This window comes from Paenibacillus sp. R14(2021), assembly GCF_019431355.1.
Lineage (GTDB): Bacteria > Bacillota > Bacilli > Paenibacillales > Paenibacillaceae > Paenibacillus_Z.
The window spans coordinates 1,815,023-1,835,438 of record NZ_CP080269.1 but is presented as its reverse complement, the minus strand read 5'-3'; the positions used below and the strand labels follow the sequence as shown (position 1 = coordinate 1,835,438).

General features: G+C 55.3%; 17 protein-coding genes. All 17 read left to right on the top strand.

Annotated elements, in window-relative coordinates; translation table 11 throughout:
- Positions 1-957: 957 nt before the first annotated feature.
- A complete protein-coding gene (locus tag KXU80_RS08745) occupies positions 958-1,653 on the top strand; it encodes a sensor histidine kinase (RefSeq protein ID WP_219837817.1) in 696 nt (231 codons plus the stop codon).
- A gap of 5 nt (positions 1,654-1,658) precedes the next feature.
- A complete protein-coding gene (locus KXU80_RS08740) occupies positions 1,659-2,327 on the top strand; it encodes a response regulator (RefSeq protein WP_219837816.1) in 669 nt (222 codons plus the stop codon).
- A 255-nt stretch (positions 2,328-2,582) separates the two neighbouring features.
- Positions 2,583-3,341, top strand: a complete 759-nt coding sequence (locus KXU80_RS08735) for a YveK family protein (protein WP_219837815.1) — start codon at positions 2,583-2,585, stop codon at positions 3,339-3,341.
- Complete coding sequence (locus KXU80_RS08730; RefSeq protein WP_219837814.1) at positions 3,322-3,966, top strand: CpsD/CapB family tyrosine-protein kinase; 645 nt, start codon at positions 3,322-3,324, stop codon at positions 3,964-3,966. Before KXU80_RS08735 ends, KXU80_RS08730 begins: the two co-directional genes overlap by 20 nt.
- A gap of 261 nt (positions 3,967-4,227) precedes the next feature.
- On the top strand, positions 4,228-5,127 hold the full coding sequence (galU, locus tag KXU80_RS08725; RefSeq protein WP_219837813.1) for a UTP--glucose-1-phosphate uridylyltransferase GalU: 900 nt from the start codon (positions 4,228-4,230) through the stop codon (positions 5,125-5,127).
- Between the two features lie 13 nt (positions 5,128-5,140).
- On the top strand, positions 5,141-5,803 hold the full coding sequence (locus tag KXU80_RS08720; RefSeq protein WP_219838945.1) for a sugar transferase: 663 nt from the start codon (positions 5,141-5,143) through the stop codon (positions 5,801-5,803).
- 20 nt (positions 5,804-5,823) lie between these two features.
- The gene (locus tag KXU80_RS08715; protein WP_219837812.1) at positions 5,824-7,080 is read left to right on the top strand and encodes a glycosyltransferase; all 1,257 of its coding nucleotides are present in this window, start codon (positions 5,824-5,826) and stop codon (positions 7,078-7,080) included.
- A 32-nt stretch (positions 7,081-7,112) separates the two neighbouring features.
- Positions 7,113-8,423, top strand: coding sequence for an O-antigen ligase family protein (locus KXU80_RS08710; RefSeq protein ID WP_219837811.1), 1,311 nt, complete (start codon positions 7,113-7,115; stop codon positions 8,421-8,423).
- The gene (locus KXU80_RS08705; protein WP_219837810.1) at positions 8,420-9,640 is read left to right on the top strand and encodes a glycosyltransferase family 4 protein; all 1,221 of its coding nucleotides are present in this window, start codon (positions 8,420-8,422) and stop codon (positions 9,638-9,640) included. The genes KXU80_RS08710 and KXU80_RS08705 overlap by 4 nt, the downstream gene beginning before the upstream one ends.
- A 2-nt stretch (positions 9,641-9,642) precedes the next feature.
- Positions 9,643-10,686: a glycosyltransferase family 4 protein gene (locus tag KXU80_RS08700; protein ID WP_219837809.1), complete on the top strand. Its 1,044-nt coding sequence runs from the start codon at positions 9,643-9,645 to the stop codon at positions 10,684-10,686.
- A complete protein-coding gene (locus tag KXU80_RS08695) occupies positions 10,683-11,570 on the top strand; it encodes a glycosyltransferase (protein ID WP_219837808.1) in 888 nt (295 codons plus the stop codon). The genes KXU80_RS08700 and KXU80_RS08695 overlap by 4 nt, the downstream gene beginning before the upstream one ends.
- Before the next feature lie 31 nt (positions 11,571-11,601).
- On the top strand, positions 11,602-12,942 hold the full coding sequence (locus tag KXU80_RS08690) for a lipopolysaccharide biosynthesis protein (protein ID WP_258171321.1): 1,341 nt from the start codon (positions 11,602-11,604) through the stop codon (positions 12,940-12,942).
- Positions 12,943-12,993: 51 nt separating this feature from the next.
- Entirely contained in the window at positions 12,994-13,545 is a 552-nt protein-coding gene (locus tag KXU80_RS28280) for an acyltransferase (protein ID WP_219837807.1), read from the top strand.
- A gap of 54 nt (positions 13,546-13,599) precedes the next feature.
- On the top strand, positions 13,600-14,556 hold the full coding sequence (locus KXU80_RS08680; RefSeq protein WP_219837806.1) for a polysaccharide pyruvyl transferase family protein: 957 nt from the start codon (positions 13,600-13,602) through the stop codon (positions 14,554-14,556).
- Positions 14,557-14,570: 14 nt separating this feature from the next.
- Entirely contained in the window at positions 14,571-15,941 is a 1,371-nt protein-coding gene (locus KXU80_RS08675; protein ID WP_219837805.1) for a sugar phosphate nucleotidyltransferase, read from the top strand.
- A 171-nt stretch (positions 15,942-16,112) separates the two neighbouring features.
- On the top strand, positions 16,113-17,453 hold the full coding sequence (locus KXU80_RS08670; protein ID WP_219837804.1) for a UDP-glucose dehydrogenase family protein: 1,341 nt from the start codon (positions 16,113-16,115) through the stop codon (positions 17,451-17,453).
- 21 nt (positions 17,454-17,474) lie between these two features.
- On the top strand, positions 17,475-20,411 hold the full coding sequence (locus KXU80_RS08665; protein WP_219837803.1) for a chitobiase/beta-hexosaminidase C-terminal domain-containing protein: 2,937 nt from the start codon (positions 17,475-17,477) through the stop codon (positions 20,409-20,411).
- The last annotated feature ends 5 nt before the right edge of the window (positions 20,412-20,416 follow it).

Sequence of the window (20,416 nt, the reverse complement as noted above, 5' to 3'; positions counted from 1 at the left end):
TCATTTTTGTCGCGGCTGCGGCAGGATGAAAGGCTTTTTTGCGACTTTACGAAAATTATAGCCAAGTAGTGTTTCGTAACGGTACCGGAACGGGTAAGTGATTGCCGAATCTCAAACTGAGAGCGAGTGACGATCGGAGACGACGTCAAAATCGGCCCCCGCACGAGCATCCTGGACAGTACATATCATCCATTGGATCCGGCGAGATGGATCAGGAAGCAGCCCCCTAGGTTTGGAAGAAAAAGCCGATTCTCGTTTGCGCGGGAACCGGCTTTTTTTCTCTCATAAATCTCATTGTACTCCCTATTTGTTACACGAAAGGAATAGAAGATACCGCTTTCAGAGTAGAGACTGGTTCGTTGAGGTAAATATGGAATAATTTTAAATTACAATATAAGGGTTAAATGCGTACTGATTCCAAAATAAGTGTCCAAATTGTGAATGGAACGATTTGCTGGGATCCACCGCCCACTTTTAAAGCCGCTTCCTGCTCCCACTAAATCGGGATTCGGCATGGGTAATGAGGCCTGCGGTCGTGACACACGCTGTTGCACCCAAAAAATGCATAAATGAAACGCTTTCAAACCTTACAAATATCTTTCAAATCCAGCACTGCAGCAATTTTTGGCTTCGAGTTCGCGAAAGGATCATTTCTATGAAAAAAAGAGATAAGTCGACAGATTCCACTTGAGCGAATTGAGTCCAAGGTCACTGTTAAAGCGATGATGGACAAGGAATAAATTCAGTACTCCTGTAGTATGTCCATGTTAATTTCAACAAGGTATGTTGGGAGTATAAAGCCTTGTCCAATTTTGAGGATATATGGCGAAAACATTAAGGCTTTCTCATTCTTTCCGCAGAGCGACGGATCATTTCTGGCAAGGACGAGGTCACTGGTGTGCTGATACTTCAACTGGCATTTGTGTTCAATGAGCGGCAAGAAAGGTGATGATAGCGATGGCAATTCAGATCGAATCAAAACGGCTTGTTATTGAGGAGCGTAACCGGATCGCCGAGGAGCTTCATGATCGCGTATCCCAGCATTTGTTCGGTATCATTTACGCCATCCACTCGATGAAATACGGCTGGAGGGATTTGACCGAGGAGCAGAAGCTGGAGCAGATGAAGGAAATCCAGGAAGCGGCTTCGACGGCCTCATGCGAGCTGCGGGCCACGATCAACAACCTCAGTACATCCATGAGCGGCAGCGAATCCTGGACCGGGATCGTTAAATCGCATTTGGCCAATCAAGCCAAGCTCAATGGCATTAGGATCGATTTTCATGCCTCCAAGTCCTGCAGTCTCTTGTCCATTAACCATCAGAAAGCCTTGTATCGAACCATACTGGAAGGCGTTGGAAACGCGATTCGCCATGGAGCGAGCAGCTGCGTGAGCGTCGAATTGACCATGAAGCAAGGTGCCGTTAAGCTCTCGATCGAGGACAACGGGTCCGGTTTTGACGTTCGTTCCAAGATGAAAAAGACCAATTCGGGCTTCGGGCTTTGCAATATGCATGCGTTAGCCGTCTCGCTTGGAGGCACTTTTGATATCGAAAGCAAGGAAGGAAGCGGTACACGGATCATTCTATGGCTGCCGCAGGCCGACGTTGAAGGCGCTAACGAAGGAACTGCTCAAAATACGAAAAGCGGGTGATAAGCATGAAGGTCGTTATTGTGGACGATCATCCATTGGTCCGTAAGGGGTTAATTGCCGTCCTTGCAAGCGAAGAAGAAATCGAAATCGTCGGGGAATCGGAAGCGGTAGAAGATGCGAAACGCTTGATCGAGAAGACGGAGCCTGATATGGTGATCGTCGATATTAGGCTCGGAGACCGTTCCGGCTTTGAATTGGTGGAAAACTTCAGTCATCTCGCCTGCCGTTTCATCATGCTCACGTCGTCGGCGGCGGAATTCGACGTTCGCAGAGCCGAGGAGAGCGGTGCCTTCGGGTACGTTCTGAAGGATTCGATGCCCGAGGAGCTGCTGCTTGCCATCAAAATGGTAGACCGCGGCCGTAAATACTTCGACCAGGGTCTGATGGAAGTATTGATCCGGAAGGAAGCGGACGATCCGCTCGAGAAGCTGACGCCGAAGGAGAGGGAAGTGTTGATTTCGCTCGGCGAAGGATTATCGAACGGGGCCATGGCAAAGAAGCTGATGATCAGCGAGTTCACGGTCAAGAAGCATGTCAGCCGCATCTTTCAGAAATTAAATCTGAACGATCGTACTCAGGCTGCCCTATATGCACAGTCGCGGGGTATGACGGCTTATTCGCCGCCCGAGGATCGAGGGGAAGAGAGATTAGACGCAACTGGTACGAAAGTGTAACAAACCTCAGCTCGAAAGTAGTAGTCGGATATACGACCGGAGTAGAAATAAAATCATCCTGCCGTGTAATAGTCTTGTAAGGCTTGGTCGCTATAGAATTAAGGTGAGGCAAGAAAGCGGCCGGTTTTCGAAAAGAGAATACGAGTCCGAAAGCGGAAAATATGGCAATCGAACCGTCAATATAAGTCTGAATATTCAGAAAAAAATATTTTGTTCAGCTTTAACGTGAACGAAATCGGTATCGGAGGAAACAGCTTGGAATTGCTACGCTACTGGAGTGTTATCCGAAAAAGGCTATGGATGATTGCGCTCATCACTGTTGTCAGCTGCACGGCTATCGGCTTCTACTCGGCCCATTTCCTGCAATCGCAATATGAGGCCTCCGCCGAACTGATCGTCAACAATCAGCAAGCGGATCCGGCAAAGACGGTCACGAGCATCGATGTCGGTTCCATCAGCTCCAGCACCCTGCTCATCAAAACGTATAAGGAAATCATCCGAACCCCTCGCATTATGACGAAAGTCGCGACTCAATATCCGGACTTGCACGCAACCGCCGAAGAGCTTATTGCCAAAGTCAGCGTGAGCTCGGTCAATGAAACCCAGGTGATGTCCATATCCGCCAGAGACGGTTCATACAAGCGGGCGGCCAATATGGCGAATGCCGTTTCGAAAGTATTTCAGCAGGAAATCAAGACGTTGATGAAACTGGACAACGTGTCCGTGCTGAACTGGGCCGACACGACGAAGCACGGGGTGGCGGTATCGCCTCATCCGACGACGAACGTCGTCGTCGCGTTCATCCTCTCGACGATGGTCGGAGTCGGAATCGCGTTCGTGCTCGATCAGCTGAACAACACGGTCAAGAGCGAAGAGGAGATCCGGGAGCTGCTCGGGGTTCCCGCGCTTGCGGCCATTCCCAAGGTGAAGCGGCGCGATTTGGCCAACAAGGGCACGCAGCCGAAGATGACGAGTATGGGAGGTGGGGGAACCAATGTCACGCTCGATTCTTAAAAGGAATCTTATTGCCGAGACGCACCCAACTTCGACGGTCTCGGAAGCGTATCGCAGCCTGCGGGCCAATCTTGAATTCTCGAACCGGGGTGAGGCCGTAAAATCGATCGCGTTCACTTCCGCCTTGCCCGGCGAAGGAAAAAGCACGATCGCTGCCAATATAGCGGTCGCTTACGCCCAGGCGAACAGGCGGGTATTGGTTATCGACGCGAATCTGCGGAAGCCCGCCCAGCATGAATTATTCGGCCTCTCCAACGTACAAGGGTTAAGCACGGCGTTAACGAAGCCAGGCGAGCTAAGCGATGTGATTCAGCGGACGAGCATCGGCAATCTCAAGGTGATTACGGCCGGTCCCGTCCCCTCGAATCCATCCGAGCTTCTAGAATCGATTCCGATGACGAATTTATTGGAATCGGCGAAGGGGAGCTTCGACATCGTCATTATCGATACGCCTTCGATCATGTCCGTCTCGGACGGGCTGGTCGTGGCAAGCAAGAGCGACGGCGTCGTTCTGGTCATGCAAGCGGGAAAAGTGAAAAACCAAATCGCGTTACAAGCAAAGGCTTCGCTCGAATACGGCAATGCAAAGCTTATCGGCGCTGTATTAAACAACGTCAACCGCTAAGCTCTGACGTCCTATCCTGCTGGTTATTAGGAAATGTCTCCTGCTCCTCTATCACCGGAGGCACTCGGTCATGCTGTGGGTCAGCCGACCTTAGACGTTCATCGTCAAGGGTATGACGTGAGGATGGGTTGAATGCCCGCTGCTCCATGATTTATCTAAAAATACGAGCTATGTTTACTCGTTAAGGAGAAAACATAGCTCGTATTTTTAGCATCATGATCAAACAGACAAACAGATCAAAACGGATAGGGTGAGAATCAGATGAAAAAAGTGAGAAAAGCGATTATCCCAGCGGCTGGACTCGGTACACGATTTCTGCCCGCGACCAAAGCAATGCCGAAAGAAATGCTTCCGATCCTGGATAAACCTACGATTCAGTACATTGTGGAAGAAGCGATCGCTTCCGGCATCGAGGACATTATCGTCGTTACGGGCAAAGGGAAACGAGCCATTGAGGATCACTTTGACATTGCCTTCGAGCTCGAGCAGTCGTTGGCGGAGAAAGGGAAGCTTGAACTTCTGAAGAAGGTCCAGCAGTCCTCGAACGTTGAACTCCACTATATCCGTCAGAAAGAACCAAAAGGACTGGGACATGCCGTATGGTGCGCGCGGAATTTTATCGGCGACGAACCGTTCGCGGTGCTGCTCGGCGACGACATCGTTCAGTCCGACATGCCTTGCACCAGGCAGCTGATCGAGCAATACGAGCAAACGGGTAAATCGGTCATCGGCGTTCAGACCGTCGGCTCCGGACAGACGGATCGCTACGGCATCGTGGATCCGCTCGAGAAATTCGAACGCCTGTACAAAGTCAACCGTTTCGTGGAGAAGCCCCCTAAAGGGCAGGAGCCGTCGAATCTGGCGATTATGGGCCGCTACGTGCTGACCCCGGAGATTTTCGATTATTTGGGCCAACACGAGACCGGTTCGGGCGGCGAAATTCAGCTGACCGACGCGATTCAAAAATTGAACGAGGATCAAGGCGTCTATGCCTACGATTTCGAAGGCATTCGCTACGATGTCGGCGAGAAGCTAGGCTTCATCATGACGACGGTCGAATTCGCGCTGCGCAACAGCGAGCTCCGCTATACCCTCATGGAAGAGCTGGAGGGAATACTTGAACGCGAGAAAGTGAGTGAGAACAATGGCTCAACGGTATGAACGGGATGCGGTGATGGAGATTTCGGACTACAATTCGATCCGTAACGCGCTGGCGAAGGACGGCGATCTGGTTTCCTATACCGTTGTCAAGCGGTTGATCGATATTACGGGCGCTTTGCTTGGGCTCCTGTTCTTTCTGCCGCTGTTCATGCTCGTCGCGTTCCTCATCAAGCTGGAAGATCCGAAAGGCTCGGTATTCTTCTACCAGGTCAGAATCGGCAAGGGCGAGAAGCCGTTTCGCATGTTCAAGTTCCGCTCCATGGTTTCGAATGCCGAGGAGAAGCTGAAGGATCTGCTCGCCCAGAACGAAATTCAGGGCGCGATGTTCAAGATGAAGGATGATCCCCGCATCACGAAAGTGGGCAAATTCATCCGGAAAACGAGCATCGACGAGCTGCCGCAGCTGATCAATGTGCTGATCGGCGACATGTCGCTGGTCGGTCCGAGACCGCCGCTGCGCAGGGAAGTCGCGGAGTATACGGAGTACGACAAGCTGCGGTTGACCGTTACGTCGGGCTGCACCGGCCTATGGCAGGTAAGCGGGCGCAATAACCTCAGCTTTGAGCAAATGGTCGAGCTGGATTTGAAGTATATCCAAAATAGAAGCATTGCGGGGGATCTAAAGATCATTTTCAAAACCTTCAAGCTCCTTATCGGGGCGAAGGATGCTTTTTAACGGATGGGACGGGGATTGCGATGAAGAAAATCATGTTTATTACGAACCGGCTACCCTTTCCGAATACGGACGGCCGGAAAAATATGCTGCTGCAGTACATCCGTCAAATGAAGGAGATTTATCCCGATAGCGAGCTCGTCAACTTATCCTTCGTGGACGACGCCAAGTACCTGAAGGACCGACCGGACGAGATCGACCGGCTCGTATGCCTCGAGCTGCCGGGATTGATCGAGAAGCTGTACAATATCGCGGTGTATTCGCTGCTTTTACGGAAATGGCCGCTCCAGGTAGCCGTCTATTACTCCAGGAAGACGCACCGGAAAGTCAAAGAGGCGGTCAAGGCCGAGAAGCCGGAATTCATTTTGTACGATATGGTCCGGGTAGCGGAATACTTGTCGGACGAGAAAGGCAGCAAGGTGCTGAGCTACGACGATCTGCTGTCGCTGCGCTACCGGCGTCAGCTCGAATGGTTCCAATACATTCCGTCGATCTTCGGCGGCTTCACCGGCAAGCTGCCCGGCGGCATGAAGCGGCTCGCGGATCTGAAGTTCATCCAGAAATGGCTGATCAACTTCGAAAGCAGACTACTCGACAAGTACGAGCGAGGCGTAGCCAAGCAGTTTCATCATCTCGTTTTCACGTCGCCCGTCGAGGCGGAGAGCTTTCAGAAGCTCACAAGTCACGAATCGTGTTACGGCATTCCGATGAAATTCGAACCGGATCAGGCCAGAGGCAAAGGACCGCGCCGCTACGATCGTAACAAGCTGGTCTTCGTCGGGAAGATGGATATCCCACATAACAGCTCCGCCGTCGCCTACTTCTGCGAGCGGGTATGGCCGAGCATCAAACGGCTGGCGCCGGAGACGACGTTCTACATCGTCGGGAAGAATCCGACTCCCGCCGTGCTTCGGCTGCAAGAGATGTACCCGGGGGTCGTCGTAACCGGGGAAGTGGACAACGTGAAGCGGGTCGTAGGCGATTCGGCGCTGATGATCGCGCCGATGCTGTTCGGGACGGGCATCAAAACGAAGATCGTCGAGGCGATGTCGTGGGGCGTACCGGTCGTAACCAATCAGATTGGCATCGAAGGGATCGACGCGAACCATGGAGAGGACTTGTTCGTCTGCGATTCGGATGAGGAAATCGTTCGGAACGTGCTGCTATTGCTGAATAACGACGAGTTGAACGATAAAGTCTCGCGCAATTCGGTCCGTTACGTGGCGAGCCATTTCAGCAGCTCCGCAACGCTCAAAAACATGGAGCTGATTCTATCCTAGCGCCGTTTATCGCGAGCCCAGCCAAAGCATCCATGGTTCGCAACCTCATTATTGGGCTGTTTCTTTTCTCGATCGCGGTCCTCTCTTATGATAGCTTGCCGTATTTCCACTTCTCGGTCTATCGTCCGCTTTCGATGTTTTCGATGTTCGCTTCCTCGTTTTTGCTGTTGTTTACAGGCTACCGGTTCAAAACCGGCGATTATTTTCTACTAGCCTTCGCGATGTACAGCATCGGGCATTCCTTGGTCGTATCCATTGGCTACGAGGATGTGGGCAGCAGCTTCAAGCACGTGATTACGGTGCTTTTCGGGATATCTATGTACCGAACGTCGGTTTATATTGCACAGCAGACGAAGGAAGATCCCGCCTTGATCGGCTGGATCGCGAAAAGCGTGTTGGTCGCCTTCGTTCTGCCGATCGCGGCCGGCTTTATACAATTGCTGGACGCGCTGTTCGTCCACAGCGGATTTTCCGGAGCCTTCACCGGGTTGTTCTCGGAGAAGGTATACCGCGGAAGGATTCAGATGCTTTCGGGGGAGCCGTCATGGGCCGCCATCCATATGCTGAGCGGCGGGCTGCTGATGCTGTTCCTTCACAAACGGGGCTACCGCTGGCAATTGCAGCTCTTGATCGGTACCGCGGTGCTCATGGTGCTGTCGTTCTCGGCCTACGCCTATAGCGTTCTGCTGACCGCGCTGCTCATCTACGTACTCATCACGAAGAAGAACCGCGGGAAAATGATGCTCCTGCTCGGCGTATGCGTCGCCGTCGTCGCGATCGGCGTTCCGTTCCTGCTTGAAGCGCTGCATGTCAGCGGCTATTTCACGGATCGCTTTCAATTTAATTTCAGCCATATGGTCAAAGCGGACAATTCGTTTTTCATCCGCGTCTTTTTCCCGGCTATCGGGTTCCTCGAATTCGCCCAACACCCGATATTCGGCGTCGGAGGCGGCTTCTATTACAGGGACTTTGCAGGGCTCCTGCTCAAGCATTTCAGCGATGGGCTGGTATTCACGGAAGTATCCGATCTCGTATTCAACCGTCCGGAAATGGCGACATCGCGGAACTTGCTGGCAAAGGTATTCGCCGAGGAAGGAATGGTCGGCGCTATTCTGCTTATCGGATTCATGGCCTCGGTCTTGCGAAGCGCCGGCGCGAATCCGTACGCGAAATTCGCTTTTGCGCTGTGCGTTTCGCTCGTCATGAATTTCGATTCCTATTCCTTCGTGAACTTTTGGCTGTTAATCGGGTTCATCCGCGGCGGTTTCTTTGATGTGGTGCCGGCCGTGCGGGAGGTTGGAATGGAGATTCAGAGCATGAAGGGAATGAAACGGATCGCATGAAAATCGTTATCGTAAACAGTCTTTATACGCCGCATATTATTGGCGGCGCTGAAATTTCAACGCAGATCTTGGCGGAAACGCTCACCGCGGCAGCCGAAGTCCATGTACTGACGGTCGGTCCGCAGAACCGCGCGGCCGGCATCGAGTGCGAGATGATCAACGGAGTGACCGTGCACCGGCTGCCGTACAACAATCTGTACTGGATCGGCGAGGGGAAGGATGCCGGGACGCTGAAGAAAACGGGCCGCAGACTCATTGATCTGTACAATCCCGCGCAGATTCGGACCGTTCGCAAGCTTCTCGACCGGATCGATCCGGATTTGATACATACCCAAAATTTATCCGGGTTCGGCGCTGCGATCTGGACGGCGGCGAAAGCGAGCGTGCCGATCGTGCATACGCTTCGGGACTATTCGCTCCTCTCGCCGGTCAGCTCGCCGATCGCGAACCCGATGCTGTCGCGCATGTACCAATGGAGTTCACTTGGCGTCAGTAAGAGGGTATCGGCGGTCGTCGGGATCTCCTCGCATATCCTGAACCGCCATACGAGCGTCGGGTTGTTCCCGAGCGCGGCCAGGCTGGTCATTCCGAACGTCGTGGACGGCGATATCGTCGGCGCGCCGAAGGAATTCGACCGCAAGCCGCTTCGCATCGGCTATTTCGGAAGAATTGAGCCCGAGAAAGGCGTCCGCGAGCTAGTCGAAGCGGTACGCTCCCTCCCTCGCGAGATGGTGGAGCAAGTCGTCGTCTGCGGAGAAGGGGGCATGCGGCAAAAGCTGGTGGAGCTTTGCGGCAAGGACGACCGCTTCCAGTTTACCGGCAAGGTCACGCCGAAGGAAGCGCGGAGCTTCATGGCGAAGGCCGACGTCACGTTTGTTCCTTCCATCTGGGAGGAGCCGTTCGGCCGGGTCATCATCGAATCGTATCAAGTCGGCACGCCGGTCTACGCATCGGCCGTCGGAGGCATACCGGACGCCGTATGGAACCCGGCCGACTTCTTGTTCAAGCCGGGGAGCGCGGACGCGATCAAGGAGAAAATAACGGCGTTCCACGGCTTGCCCGGCGAAGAGAAGAGGCGCATCCAAGCGCAGTGCCTGAAGCATTGCAGCGGGTTTACGAAGGGATCGCTGCTGGATAAGCACCTCGATCTCTATGCGAGCATCACGAAATCGGGCAGCCCCGCATACGCCTTAGCCGCCGTGAACGGGAGGTCGTGAAGATGGGCAATCCGACCGTATACATGTGGCCCAAGCAGAGCCCCCATAACAAATACAGCGAGCTGTTGACACGGTCGATCGAGCGGAACGGACTGCGGGTCGAGCATTACGACCAGAAGGCGGCCCTTAAGCCCCGAAGGGGTGACATCGTGCATCTGCACTGGCCGAGCAATTCCTATACGGCGTCCGCCTTTCCGCTGACGATCGTGAAATCGCTGTTCTTCGCCCTGTTGCTGCTGTTTTACAGAACGAGGGGCGTTCGGCTGTTCTGGACGGTACACAACGTCTGGCCGCATGACGGCAAGACGCGCTGGGACCTGTTGATGCGGAAATATATCTTGACCGTCTGCCACCAGGCCTTCGTCCTGAGCGAATCGGTCAAGGGGGAGGTCGCCGCCACGTTCGGCGTGCCGGCAAGCAAGCTCGTGGTTACGCCGCACGGCCATTATGTGGATGCCTACGCCCGCAAGGGCACGGATATCCGCAAGCGCTTCGGCATCGCCCCGGACCGATTCCTGTTCCTTTTCATCGGCCGGATCAACCCGTACAAAGGGGTCGATAAGCTCGTCGAAGCGTTCTCGTCCCTGGGGCACGACGGCTGCGAGCTGCTCATCGCGGGTCAGGTCGATGCGGGGTATAGCCTCGATTTCGTCGAGCGGACGGGCGACGGCAGGATCCGGATCTATCCGCAGTTTGTGGACGACCACGAGCTTGCCGATTTCCTGGAAGCGGCGAACGTGATCGTGCTTCCTTACAAACAAATCACGACTTCCGGGAGCGCGATTCTCGCGCTGTCCCACAAGAAGCCGGTCGTTGCGCCAAGGCTGGGCGCGCTCGGCGAATACGTATCCGACGGCTGCGGTATCTTGTACGATCCGGAAGATCCGAACGGCTTGCGCAATGCACTCCGCGCGTCCATGGACATGGACGCGAAGGAAACAGAGATGCACATCACGGCAAAGCTCCGGGAATTGGATTGGGGCCGGATAGCCGGCAGAATGATCCAGGTCTATACCGGTACGAAGAGGTACGAGGTGAACGCATGAAAGCAAGCATAGCGATTTGTACGCATAACCGGGCGGCGGATTTGAAAGAAGCGCTCGTCAGCTTGATGAAGCAAAACTGCAGCGATTCCTACGAGGTGATCGTGGTCGACAACCGGTCCACCGATCATACCCGGGCGGTCGTGGAAGAGTTCCAGATGATGGTCGATATCCCGATCGTCTACATTTACGAAGAGCGGCTCGGCCTCTCCGTCGCGCGGAACCGTGCGATTCGCGAAGCCGCCGGCGAATACGTGCTGTTCCTGGACGACGATGCGGTCGCGTCGGAAGAATGGATCCGCGGCATCGTCGCCTTGTTCGACCGCGATCCGCGCATCGGCTGCGTCGGCGGCAAGATCGAGCCGGCGTGGGAGGGAAGCGCCCCGCAGTGGCTGCCCCAGGAGAACCGGACGCTGTACACGATTCTCGACTACGCGGACGAAATCGTGCAAATGCAAAAGCCGGACCTGCCGTTCGGCGCCAACGTGTCCTTCCGCAAGTCGGTCTTCGATACGATGGAACCGTTCCGGGAGGATCTCGGCCGGGTCGGCAGCAATTTGCTTTCCAGTGAGGAGTCCGAGCTCATTGGGCGGATCCGTACCCGCTATTCGGTTTATTACACGCCTTACGCTTCGGTGCTGCACAAGATTCCCCGTAGCCGGATGAGCCGGAAGTGGCTGCTGCGGCGCATCCATTGGCAGGGCGTCAGCAGCGCGGTGTCTTCGAAGAAGAAGGCGGGCATCTTACTGAAGTCGCTCGTGAAGATGCCGTTGTTCGCGCTGCTCATGGTCGTGTTCGCTTACGATAAACGGAAAATTTTCCGCAACGTCAGCAAAATCTGGTATAGCAACGGCGAGCTTCGCGGCGTGCTGAAGATGTACGAATGAAGAGAATCTACGGTCTAAGGAAGTCGAGCGCATGATGAAGCTGCATGACATCAAGAAGAAGCTAACCGGGCGCGGAGCCTTCCAGGCCATCCTGCATACCAGCGCCGCCAATCTGTTAATCATGGTCCTGAGCACGCTGACCTCCATCGTGACGGCGCGCATGTTCGGGGTTGTGGGAAAGGGCGAACTTTCGGCGATTCTGTTCTGGCCGACCTTGCTGTCGGGTCTCGTCAGCTTCGGGCTTCCGACCTCCCTCATTTTCAATATGAGGACGAATGCGGGCCATGCGACCGAATACGTCCGGGCTGGATTTCTGTTCCAAATTCCCGTCAGTTTGATCGTCGGGATCGTCACTTGGATCTATCTCCCCTTGTGGCTTGGGCAATATTCGGACGCCGTTGTCGAGGTCGCCAGGTGGTATACCGTGATGACGCTGCCGATGCTGCTTGCCGTCAATTTGCTCGCGGCGCTGACGCAGAGCATGGATAAGTTCAGCCTGTACAACGGCCTGCGGCTGTACGTTCCGCTGAGCAACCTGGCCGGCTTGCTGGTCCTTTGGGGAATCGGCAAATTGACGATCTCCTACGCGTCGTTCGCGTATTGCGCGACCAGCCTGATGGTCATCGTCTGGACGCTGTACAAACTGCGCCGCGAATTGAGCTTCAACTGGATCAAGCGTATGGACGGTCTGGTGTACAAGGCGCTGTTCGGTTACGGCGGTAGGGTGTTCGGCGTCGAGCTGCTCGGCACGTTGTACGGGCAGTGTGACAAATTGATCATCCTATCGCTGCTGCGGCCGAAGGATTTCGGGCTGTACACGGTCGTCTATGCGCTGTCCCGCGTGTTCAACGTCGTGCAAATGGCGATCTCGAACGTGATTTTCCCGAAGGTAACGGGCATGGACAAGGACAAAATTATCGCGACGGTCGGCAGGGCGTTCCGGCTCTCGTTCCTGCTGATGACCGCTGCGGTCATTCCGGGCATGATCATCGGCCGGTTCCTCCTGGGCCTCCTGTTCGGCGCGCAGTTCCTGGAAGCCGGCAACGCGTTCTACCTGCTCTCCCTCGAATGCATTCTCGGCGGGGGGTCGTGGATTCTCGCCTCGTCCTTCAACGCCATGGGCCGTCCCGGACTCGTGGTCATCCGGCAGGCCGTCGCGCTTTCGATCACGGTCGGATTGTTCTTCGTCTTCACGCCGCTGTACGGGCTGAACGGTATCGCGTTTGCCCTGCTGCTCGGCGCAGTCATTCGGATCGTCATTACGATCGCGGCCATGCGGGTGATCTTCAAGGTAAGAATCGCCGACATTCTGTTCGACAAAGACGACTTCCGCTTTCTGTTCAAGCGGTTAACGCGCAGTATGCCATCTTAGCGAACGAAAGGAAACGATGTGAATAACATGCTTGCAGCCGAAAGGCCCGGAATGAATAAACGAAAGCGACGCTTCAGGGATTATGCAAAGTACGGCTACCGTATTCTGCTCGGCCTGCTGTTCAGGCGCAAGGTCGACCAATGCGGAAAGCTGCTGCGCGTCGCCGGCGGCGTGACGGTCTCGAAGGCCAAGCATGCCAAGCTGATTATCGGCGACAACGTGCTGCTGTTTCGGAATACCGGCTTTTACCTCGATTCCAATGAAGCGGTCATCGAAATCGGCGACCATACCTTCATTAATCGAAGAACCGAGATTATCTGCAAAAAACACGTGAAAATCGGGAGCCACTGCGCCATTTCATGGGACGTCGCCATCATGGACACCGACACGCACCGCATCGAAGGGATGACGGAAACGAAGCCGACCATTATCGGCGACCATGTGTGGATTGGCAGCAAGGCGATTATCCTGAAAGGCGTAACGATCGGCAAAGGCGCCGTCATAGCGGCCGGATCGGTCGTTTCGAAGGACGTGCCCGCCTACGCGCTTGTCGCCGGGGTCCCGGCAAAGCCGATCAAAGAGAACGTAAGCTGGCAAATTTGACGGGCCCGTTCCCGGAAGAGAGAAGAAACGCCCACAGGAGAAGGAGACGGATTGATGGAAACCGCACAGTTCGCTCATCCGATGGATGAGCTCAAAAACCGGCTTCGGCACATTTTGAACGTGATCCCGCCCCATTCCAAAATTTATTACATCGATTATCCGGTGCACGGCAACGGCGGGGATCTGCTCATCATGAAAGGAACCGAAGTGTTTTTCAAGGATCATCGCATCCACGTTCAGGCACGTTACAGTGTATTGGATTTTCCGGACGGCCTGGCCATTCCGAAGGACCATATCATCGTGCTGCATGGCGGCGGCAACTTCGGCGACTTGTATCCGGCGCATCAGAAGCTGCGCGAGAAGATCGTGGCCGAATATCCCGGACATCGCGTGGTGATCCTGCCGCAGACGATCTTCTACAAGAACGAGAGCGAGTTCGACCGGACGGCGGCGGTGTTCAACCGGCATTCGGACCTGCACCTCTACGTCCGCGACACGCTGTCGCAGGAAATGGCAAACGTCAGGTTCACGACGTGCAACGTCTATCTGTCTCCGGACATGGCGCACCAGCTCTGGCCGATTCACAGCAAGAACATGCCAGGCAAGGAGCTCCTCTGCTTCCTCCGGACCGACATCGAGAAGACGGCGGAGCAGGAGCGGCTGGAAGCCTCCGGCCAAGGCGATTACTTGGACTGGGCGACGCTCTTCAACGGCGTCGAGCATAAGTCGATCCGCGTGTTTAACAAAATGCTGCAAAAGGGCAGCGGCAAGCTCCCCCTAAGCAAGTTCTGGGGGAAATACACCGACTATCTCGTGAACAAGGCGGTCAGCCGGTTCAGCAACTATAAGACGGTACAGACGTCAAGGCTTCACGGCCATATTCTTTCCTGCCTCATGGACAAGCCGAACATTCTAATGGACAACTCTTACGGCAAGAACGCCAGCTACTACCGTACCTGGACCGGAGGCATAACGTCAGCGACATTGATGGCGGATCCGATAGGCAAATAGAATGGAGGAATCGTATGAAAATCGTACTTCTATCGGGCGGCTCGGGCAAAAGGTTATGGCCGCTGTCGAACGACTCCCGTTCCAAACAGTTTCTGAAAATCCTTAAGAACGGCGACGGAAAGCTGGAGTCCATGATTCAACGGGTTTGGGGGCAGCTGGGTGAAGCCGATTTGCAAAATCATGCCTATGTGGCCACCAGCAAACCGCAGGTCGAAATGATCTACAGCCAGCTGGGCAGCGACATCAACCTGATCGTCGAACCGGAGCGAAGGGATACGTTCCCCGCCATCGCGCTCGCGGCCACGTACCTGTATTCGATCGAAAGCGTGAATTTGAACGAAACGATCGTCGTCATGCCTGTCGATCCGTACGTCGAGAACTCGTTCTTCCAATCGCTAAAGCGGCTGGAGCACGTGCTGGATCATTCCGATGCCGACCTCGCGCTCATGGGCGTGAAGCCGACATATCCGTCGGAGAAGTACGGTTACATCATTCCGAAGGAGGAAGCCGGAGCCGATCGGCCTTTCGTCGACGTGCACAGCTTCCGCGAGAAGCCCGTCAAGGAAGAAGCGGAAGCGATGATCCGCCAATCCGCGCTATGGAACTGCGGCGTGTTCGCGTTCAAGCTTGATTTCCTCATCACGATCCTGATCGCGAACGAGCTGCCGATACAGTACGAGGAAATGCTGAAGCGGTACGACAAACTACCTAAAATCAGCTTCGATTACGAAGTGGTGGAACGGGCGAACCGCGTCGCGGCCGTCCAATACGACGGGCCATGGAAGGATTTGGGCACGTGGAACACGCTGACCGAGGAAATCGAAACCCCCGTGATCGGCAAAGGCATCATCACGGAAGGCTCGCTGAATACGCATGTCATCAACGAGCTGGACGTTCCGATCACGCTGATGGGCCTGTCCGACGTCATCGTAGCGGCGAGCCCCGACGGTATTCTGGTCGCGGACAAAGCGGCGAGCCCGCAGATCAAGGAAGTCATGAAGCATTCGGATCAGCGTCCGATGTATGAGGAGCGGCGATGGGGCCGGTATCGCGTGCTGGATTACATCCGCTACCCGGACGGCCGGGAAGTGCTTACGAAACGGATCTTCATCGCAGGCGGCAAAAACCTGAGCTACCAGTACCACAGCCTGCGCGACGAGGTCTGGACGGTCGTCTCCGGCAGCGGGGACATGATCCTGAACGAGTACCGCTTCTCCGTCAAGGAAGGCGACGTCATTTCGATTCCGAAGGATAACAAGCACAGTCTGCGGGCGGAAACGGACATCGAGATCATCGAGGTCCAAACCGGGTCGCAGCTCATCGAAGAGGATATCGTCCGGCTCGAGCTGGATTGGAGCGAAATCGTTCAACTTTGCCGCGTTTAGAGAATAAGGCTTACCGCGTTTTCGGATGACGCAAAGCTTATGCTTACGATGCTGCATTTTGCAAACAAAACGCCAAGCTTATGCTTACGATGCCGCGTTTTGCAAACAAACGCCAAGCTTATGCCTACGATGCCGCATTTTGCAAACAAAACGCTTTAGGAGCTGAAGAAAATGAATATCACAGTCATCGGCACCGGTTATGTCGGGCTCGTGTCGGGAATCTGCTACGCGGAGCTCGGCCATCGGGTCGTCTGCGTCGACAAGGACCGGGCGAAAGTCGAAACCTTGCAGAACGGGGGCATTCCGATTTACGAGCCCGGCCTGCAGGAGCTCTCGGTTAAGAATTCGGCTGCCGGAAGGCTGAGCTACACGGTCGACCTGCGCGAAGCGGTCGAGCAGTCGGAGATCGTCATCATCGCGGTCGGCACGCCTTCGCTCCCGAACGGCGAAGCGAACCTGGCCTATATCGACCAGGCGGCCATCGAAATCGCGCAGGCGATGAACGGCTATAAAATCATCGCCGTGAAAAGCACCGTGCCCGTCGGCACGAACGAACGCGTGGGCAATCTGATCCGAAGCCGGACGAGCGAGCGGTTCGACAGCATTTCGCTTCCGGAGTTTCTGCGGGAAGGCTCCGCCGTGCAGGATACGATGCATCCCGACCGGATCGTGATCGGCGCCGATTCCGAGAGCGCCGCCGATATCATCGTGCAGCTGCACCGGAAGCTGACGGAGCACATCGTCGTGACGGACATCCGGAGCGCGGAGATGCTGAAATACGCATCCAACGCGTTCCTGGCGACGAAAATCTCGTTCATCAACGAAATCGCGAACATTTGCGAGAAGGTCGGCGCCGACGTGACCCGCGTCGCTGAAGGTATGGGTTACGACAAACGGATCGGCCATGCGTTTCTGAAAGCGGGGATCGGTTACGGCGGGTCCTGCTTCCCGAAAGATACGCGGGCGTTGATCCAAATCGCGGGCCACGTCGATTACGAGTTCAAGCTGCTGCGTGCGGTCGTCGAAGTGAACCAGGATCAGCGGATGAGCGTCATCCGGAAGCTGGAAACGATTTTCGACGAGGAACTGCAGGGGAAGACGATCGCCGTCTGGGGACTGGCCTTCAAGCCGAATACTGACGACGTCCGGGAATCGCCGGCGTTGGAAATCATCCAATATTTGATCCGGAGCGGCGCGCATGTGAAAGCGTACGATCCGATCGCGATGCGAAACTTCCGGAGCATGTACGGGGACAACGGCGTGATGTGGTGCGACGATGCCTTGGAAGCCGCGACCGGCGCGGACGCGTTGTGCCTGCTGACGGAATGGGACGAATTCGTGCATGCGGACCTTAAACTGCTGCAATCGATTCTGAGAAAGCCGATTCTGATCGACGGACGGAACGTATTCAAGGAACGCGATTTGGCGGAAACATCCTTCATCTATTATTCCATCGGCCGTCCACGTCTGAACCAGGAAGTCAAGGAGGAAGTGTCAGCCTTGGTCGACTAGAAGGCAAAAAGGAGAACAAAAGTGAAAAAGAAATTGGTGTGCTTGGCGGCACTCGGCATCTGCGCCGTTTTGGTTCCGGCGCCCGTGCTTGGAGACGCCGTTCCGCCCGCCTACGAAATCGAAGTCGATTCGCTCGTTAATTGGAACCAGGTGTATCGGCATTCCGATTCGCTCAAGTTGCAAAATCTTTCGGGCGATAAGCTCGATCCGACGCGCGTGAAGCCAAGCGGCGTTTCTGGGGAATACATGGTCTACCGGACGCAGGAAAAAAGCTTCCTCCGCTCGTTTTCGATTTACGCTTATTCTGCTTCGGGGCAGCAGCACAGCCATCCGACCCTATCGATCTCAAGGGACGGCAAGACGTACAAGGAGATCACGCCGGATATTCACGAGAGCGGCGAGAATACCCTCGAATACGAGTCGAGGGGCTTTCCGGGAGACACAAGATATTTGAAAATCACCTTCCAGGGCGGGGGAGCGAACCCATCCCCGTCGATCGGGAAGGTTGTGCTGAACGGACCTGCGATCGTAGACGCGAGCGTTCCTTCGGGGACGGTGCCTTACGGCCGCATGATCATGCTGAACCGGGGCGAAGCGGGCGAAACGGTCTATTACACGACCGACGGCAGCGATCCGCGAAGCTCGCTGACCCGAAAGCATTACAGCACTCCGATTCCGGTGCTCGGCAAGCTGACGCTGAAGACCACTGCCGTCAACCATTCGGGAACGGGCAAGTCGGCGGCCAGCCAGGTGTCGACCTACCAGTATGAGACGGCTTCCTCGGACGCCGCGCCAACCGGACTAATCGACAACCTAGACAGCTTTAAGCTAAGCGACGGCCGTTCCAACCTGTACATCGCGAAGAACGACCCCGGATTTTTCAACAACGACGGAAGCCGGGCGACGCGCACCTCGAGCGGGTCGGGTTATATCGTATACCGGACGGAGTACGATATCCATTCCTTCACGGTTTACAGCAGCTTCTTCACGGGCGTTGCGATCGAGAACCAGCGGTTCTTCGCTTCGGCAGACGGCAAGCAGTATACCGAAATTGCCGCGCGGGCGGATACCACTGGTTATTCGCAAAGCGATTGGCAAGCGTATTCCTACGAGGCTTTGGCTCTGCCCGCCCACACGCGGTATTTGAAAATCATGCTGGCCGGGGCGGCGAATTCCTGGTCGCCGCAAATGTCCAAGGTCGTCATCAATCAGAACACGGCTTCCGTCAAGCTGTCTTCGTCGAAGACCGGCGCTGCGGCCAAAGCCGAGCTATCGACCGAAACGCTTGGGGCGCGCATCTATTACCGGTTAAACAAGGGACCTGATTTCCTCCCGTACACTGCGCCTCTGGAGCTGACCGGCTATAACGTCTTGGAGGCGTATGCGGTCAAGGACGGTTTGGTCCCGAGCCCGATCCGCAACTTCTCGCTCAACGCCGGCAGCGAAATCGAAGTCGACAAATATGGCCAGATGAAGAAAGCGAGCTTCACCGAGAAGGTGTCGAGCGACAAGCAATTGGCCGATGACGCAAGTAAGGACGAAGCGTATTACGACAGCCTCAAGACGCCCTCCGACCGCGACGGTTACGGCGGACTCGCCGGCAGCGCGTCGACATACGGCCTGAAGGAAAGCGGATATTTCGCGATTCAGCAGATGGACGGCCGCAAAGTCATGACGACGCCGAACGGGGACCTGTATTTCAGCTTGGCGGTAAACGGCGTGACGGCCAACGAAACGTATACGATGGTGAAGGGACGGGAGCTTAAGTTCGAATCCGTTCCGCCGTACGAGGGCGAATACAAGCGCGCGTACATCGGGAAGGACAACTACTCCTTCTATATGGCTAACGTCTACCGCAAGACCGGCGTCTTTCCCACCGAGCATTCCGTCTATTCGGCAGCGGTCTCCCGGCTGCAAAAATGGGGCTTTAACGGCGTAGGCAACTATTCGACCGAGAAATACGGCGAAGAAGGCAAAATGCCTTATGTGCGAATGCTCCCGCTGAACCGCATGGGCTGGGCAAAGCTGGACGGCATCTCGATCTTCGACATCTTCGCGCCGAACGCCGAAGCGAAGATCGACGCCACGTTCCAGAAGGCGCTGACGCCGCATAAGGACGACCGGATGCTGATCGGGTACTTCATCGACAACGAATACGATTTTCATAAGTTCTATTCCAACGTGCCGAAGCTGAAGGCGAGCTCGGCCGCCATCAAAGGGAAGCTGGTAGAGCGGATGCTCGACAAGTATGAAACCATCGCCGCGTTCAACGCCGCTTGGGGCACGAAGTTCGAGTCGTTCGACGACTTGGGGGAGGCCGATATGCCGGTCAAAACGTCGGCATCCTGGCGCGACATGGACGACTTCTACGCGTACTACCTGGATACGTTCTTCGGGACCGTTTCGCGCATCTACCGCAAATACGATCCCAATCATTTGCTGCTCGGCGACCGGTGGATCACGACGACCTTCCACAACAAGAAATTCCGGGATCCGCTTGCCGAGACGGAAGGCAAATACGTGGACGTCATCAGCATCAACTATTACAGCTACAAGATCGAGACGGATCTCCTGCAGGATGTCTACGAAAAGTCGGGCGGCAAACCGATCCTGCTCAGCGAATTCGGCTACGGCACCGGCGAGCAGGGGCTGAAGCCGCTGCTTCCGAATTCGGCGTCGAATCAATTCCAGCGAGGGATGCGTTACCGGAATTACGTGGAAGGCGTCGCCACACTGCCTTACATCGTGGGCGCGCACCTGTTCAATTACGTCGATCAAGCCGGGCTCGGCAGGTACTGGCAGGGCGAATGGGGCGAGCATTATAACTCCGGGCTCGTCAATGTCGCGGACCGGCCTTATAAGGATTACTTGAAGGGCATCAAGGATACGAACGACGATATTTACAAGCTGGTGCTCAAGGAACGGCCTAAATTCTACTACGATTTCAACAAAGGGTGAACTGC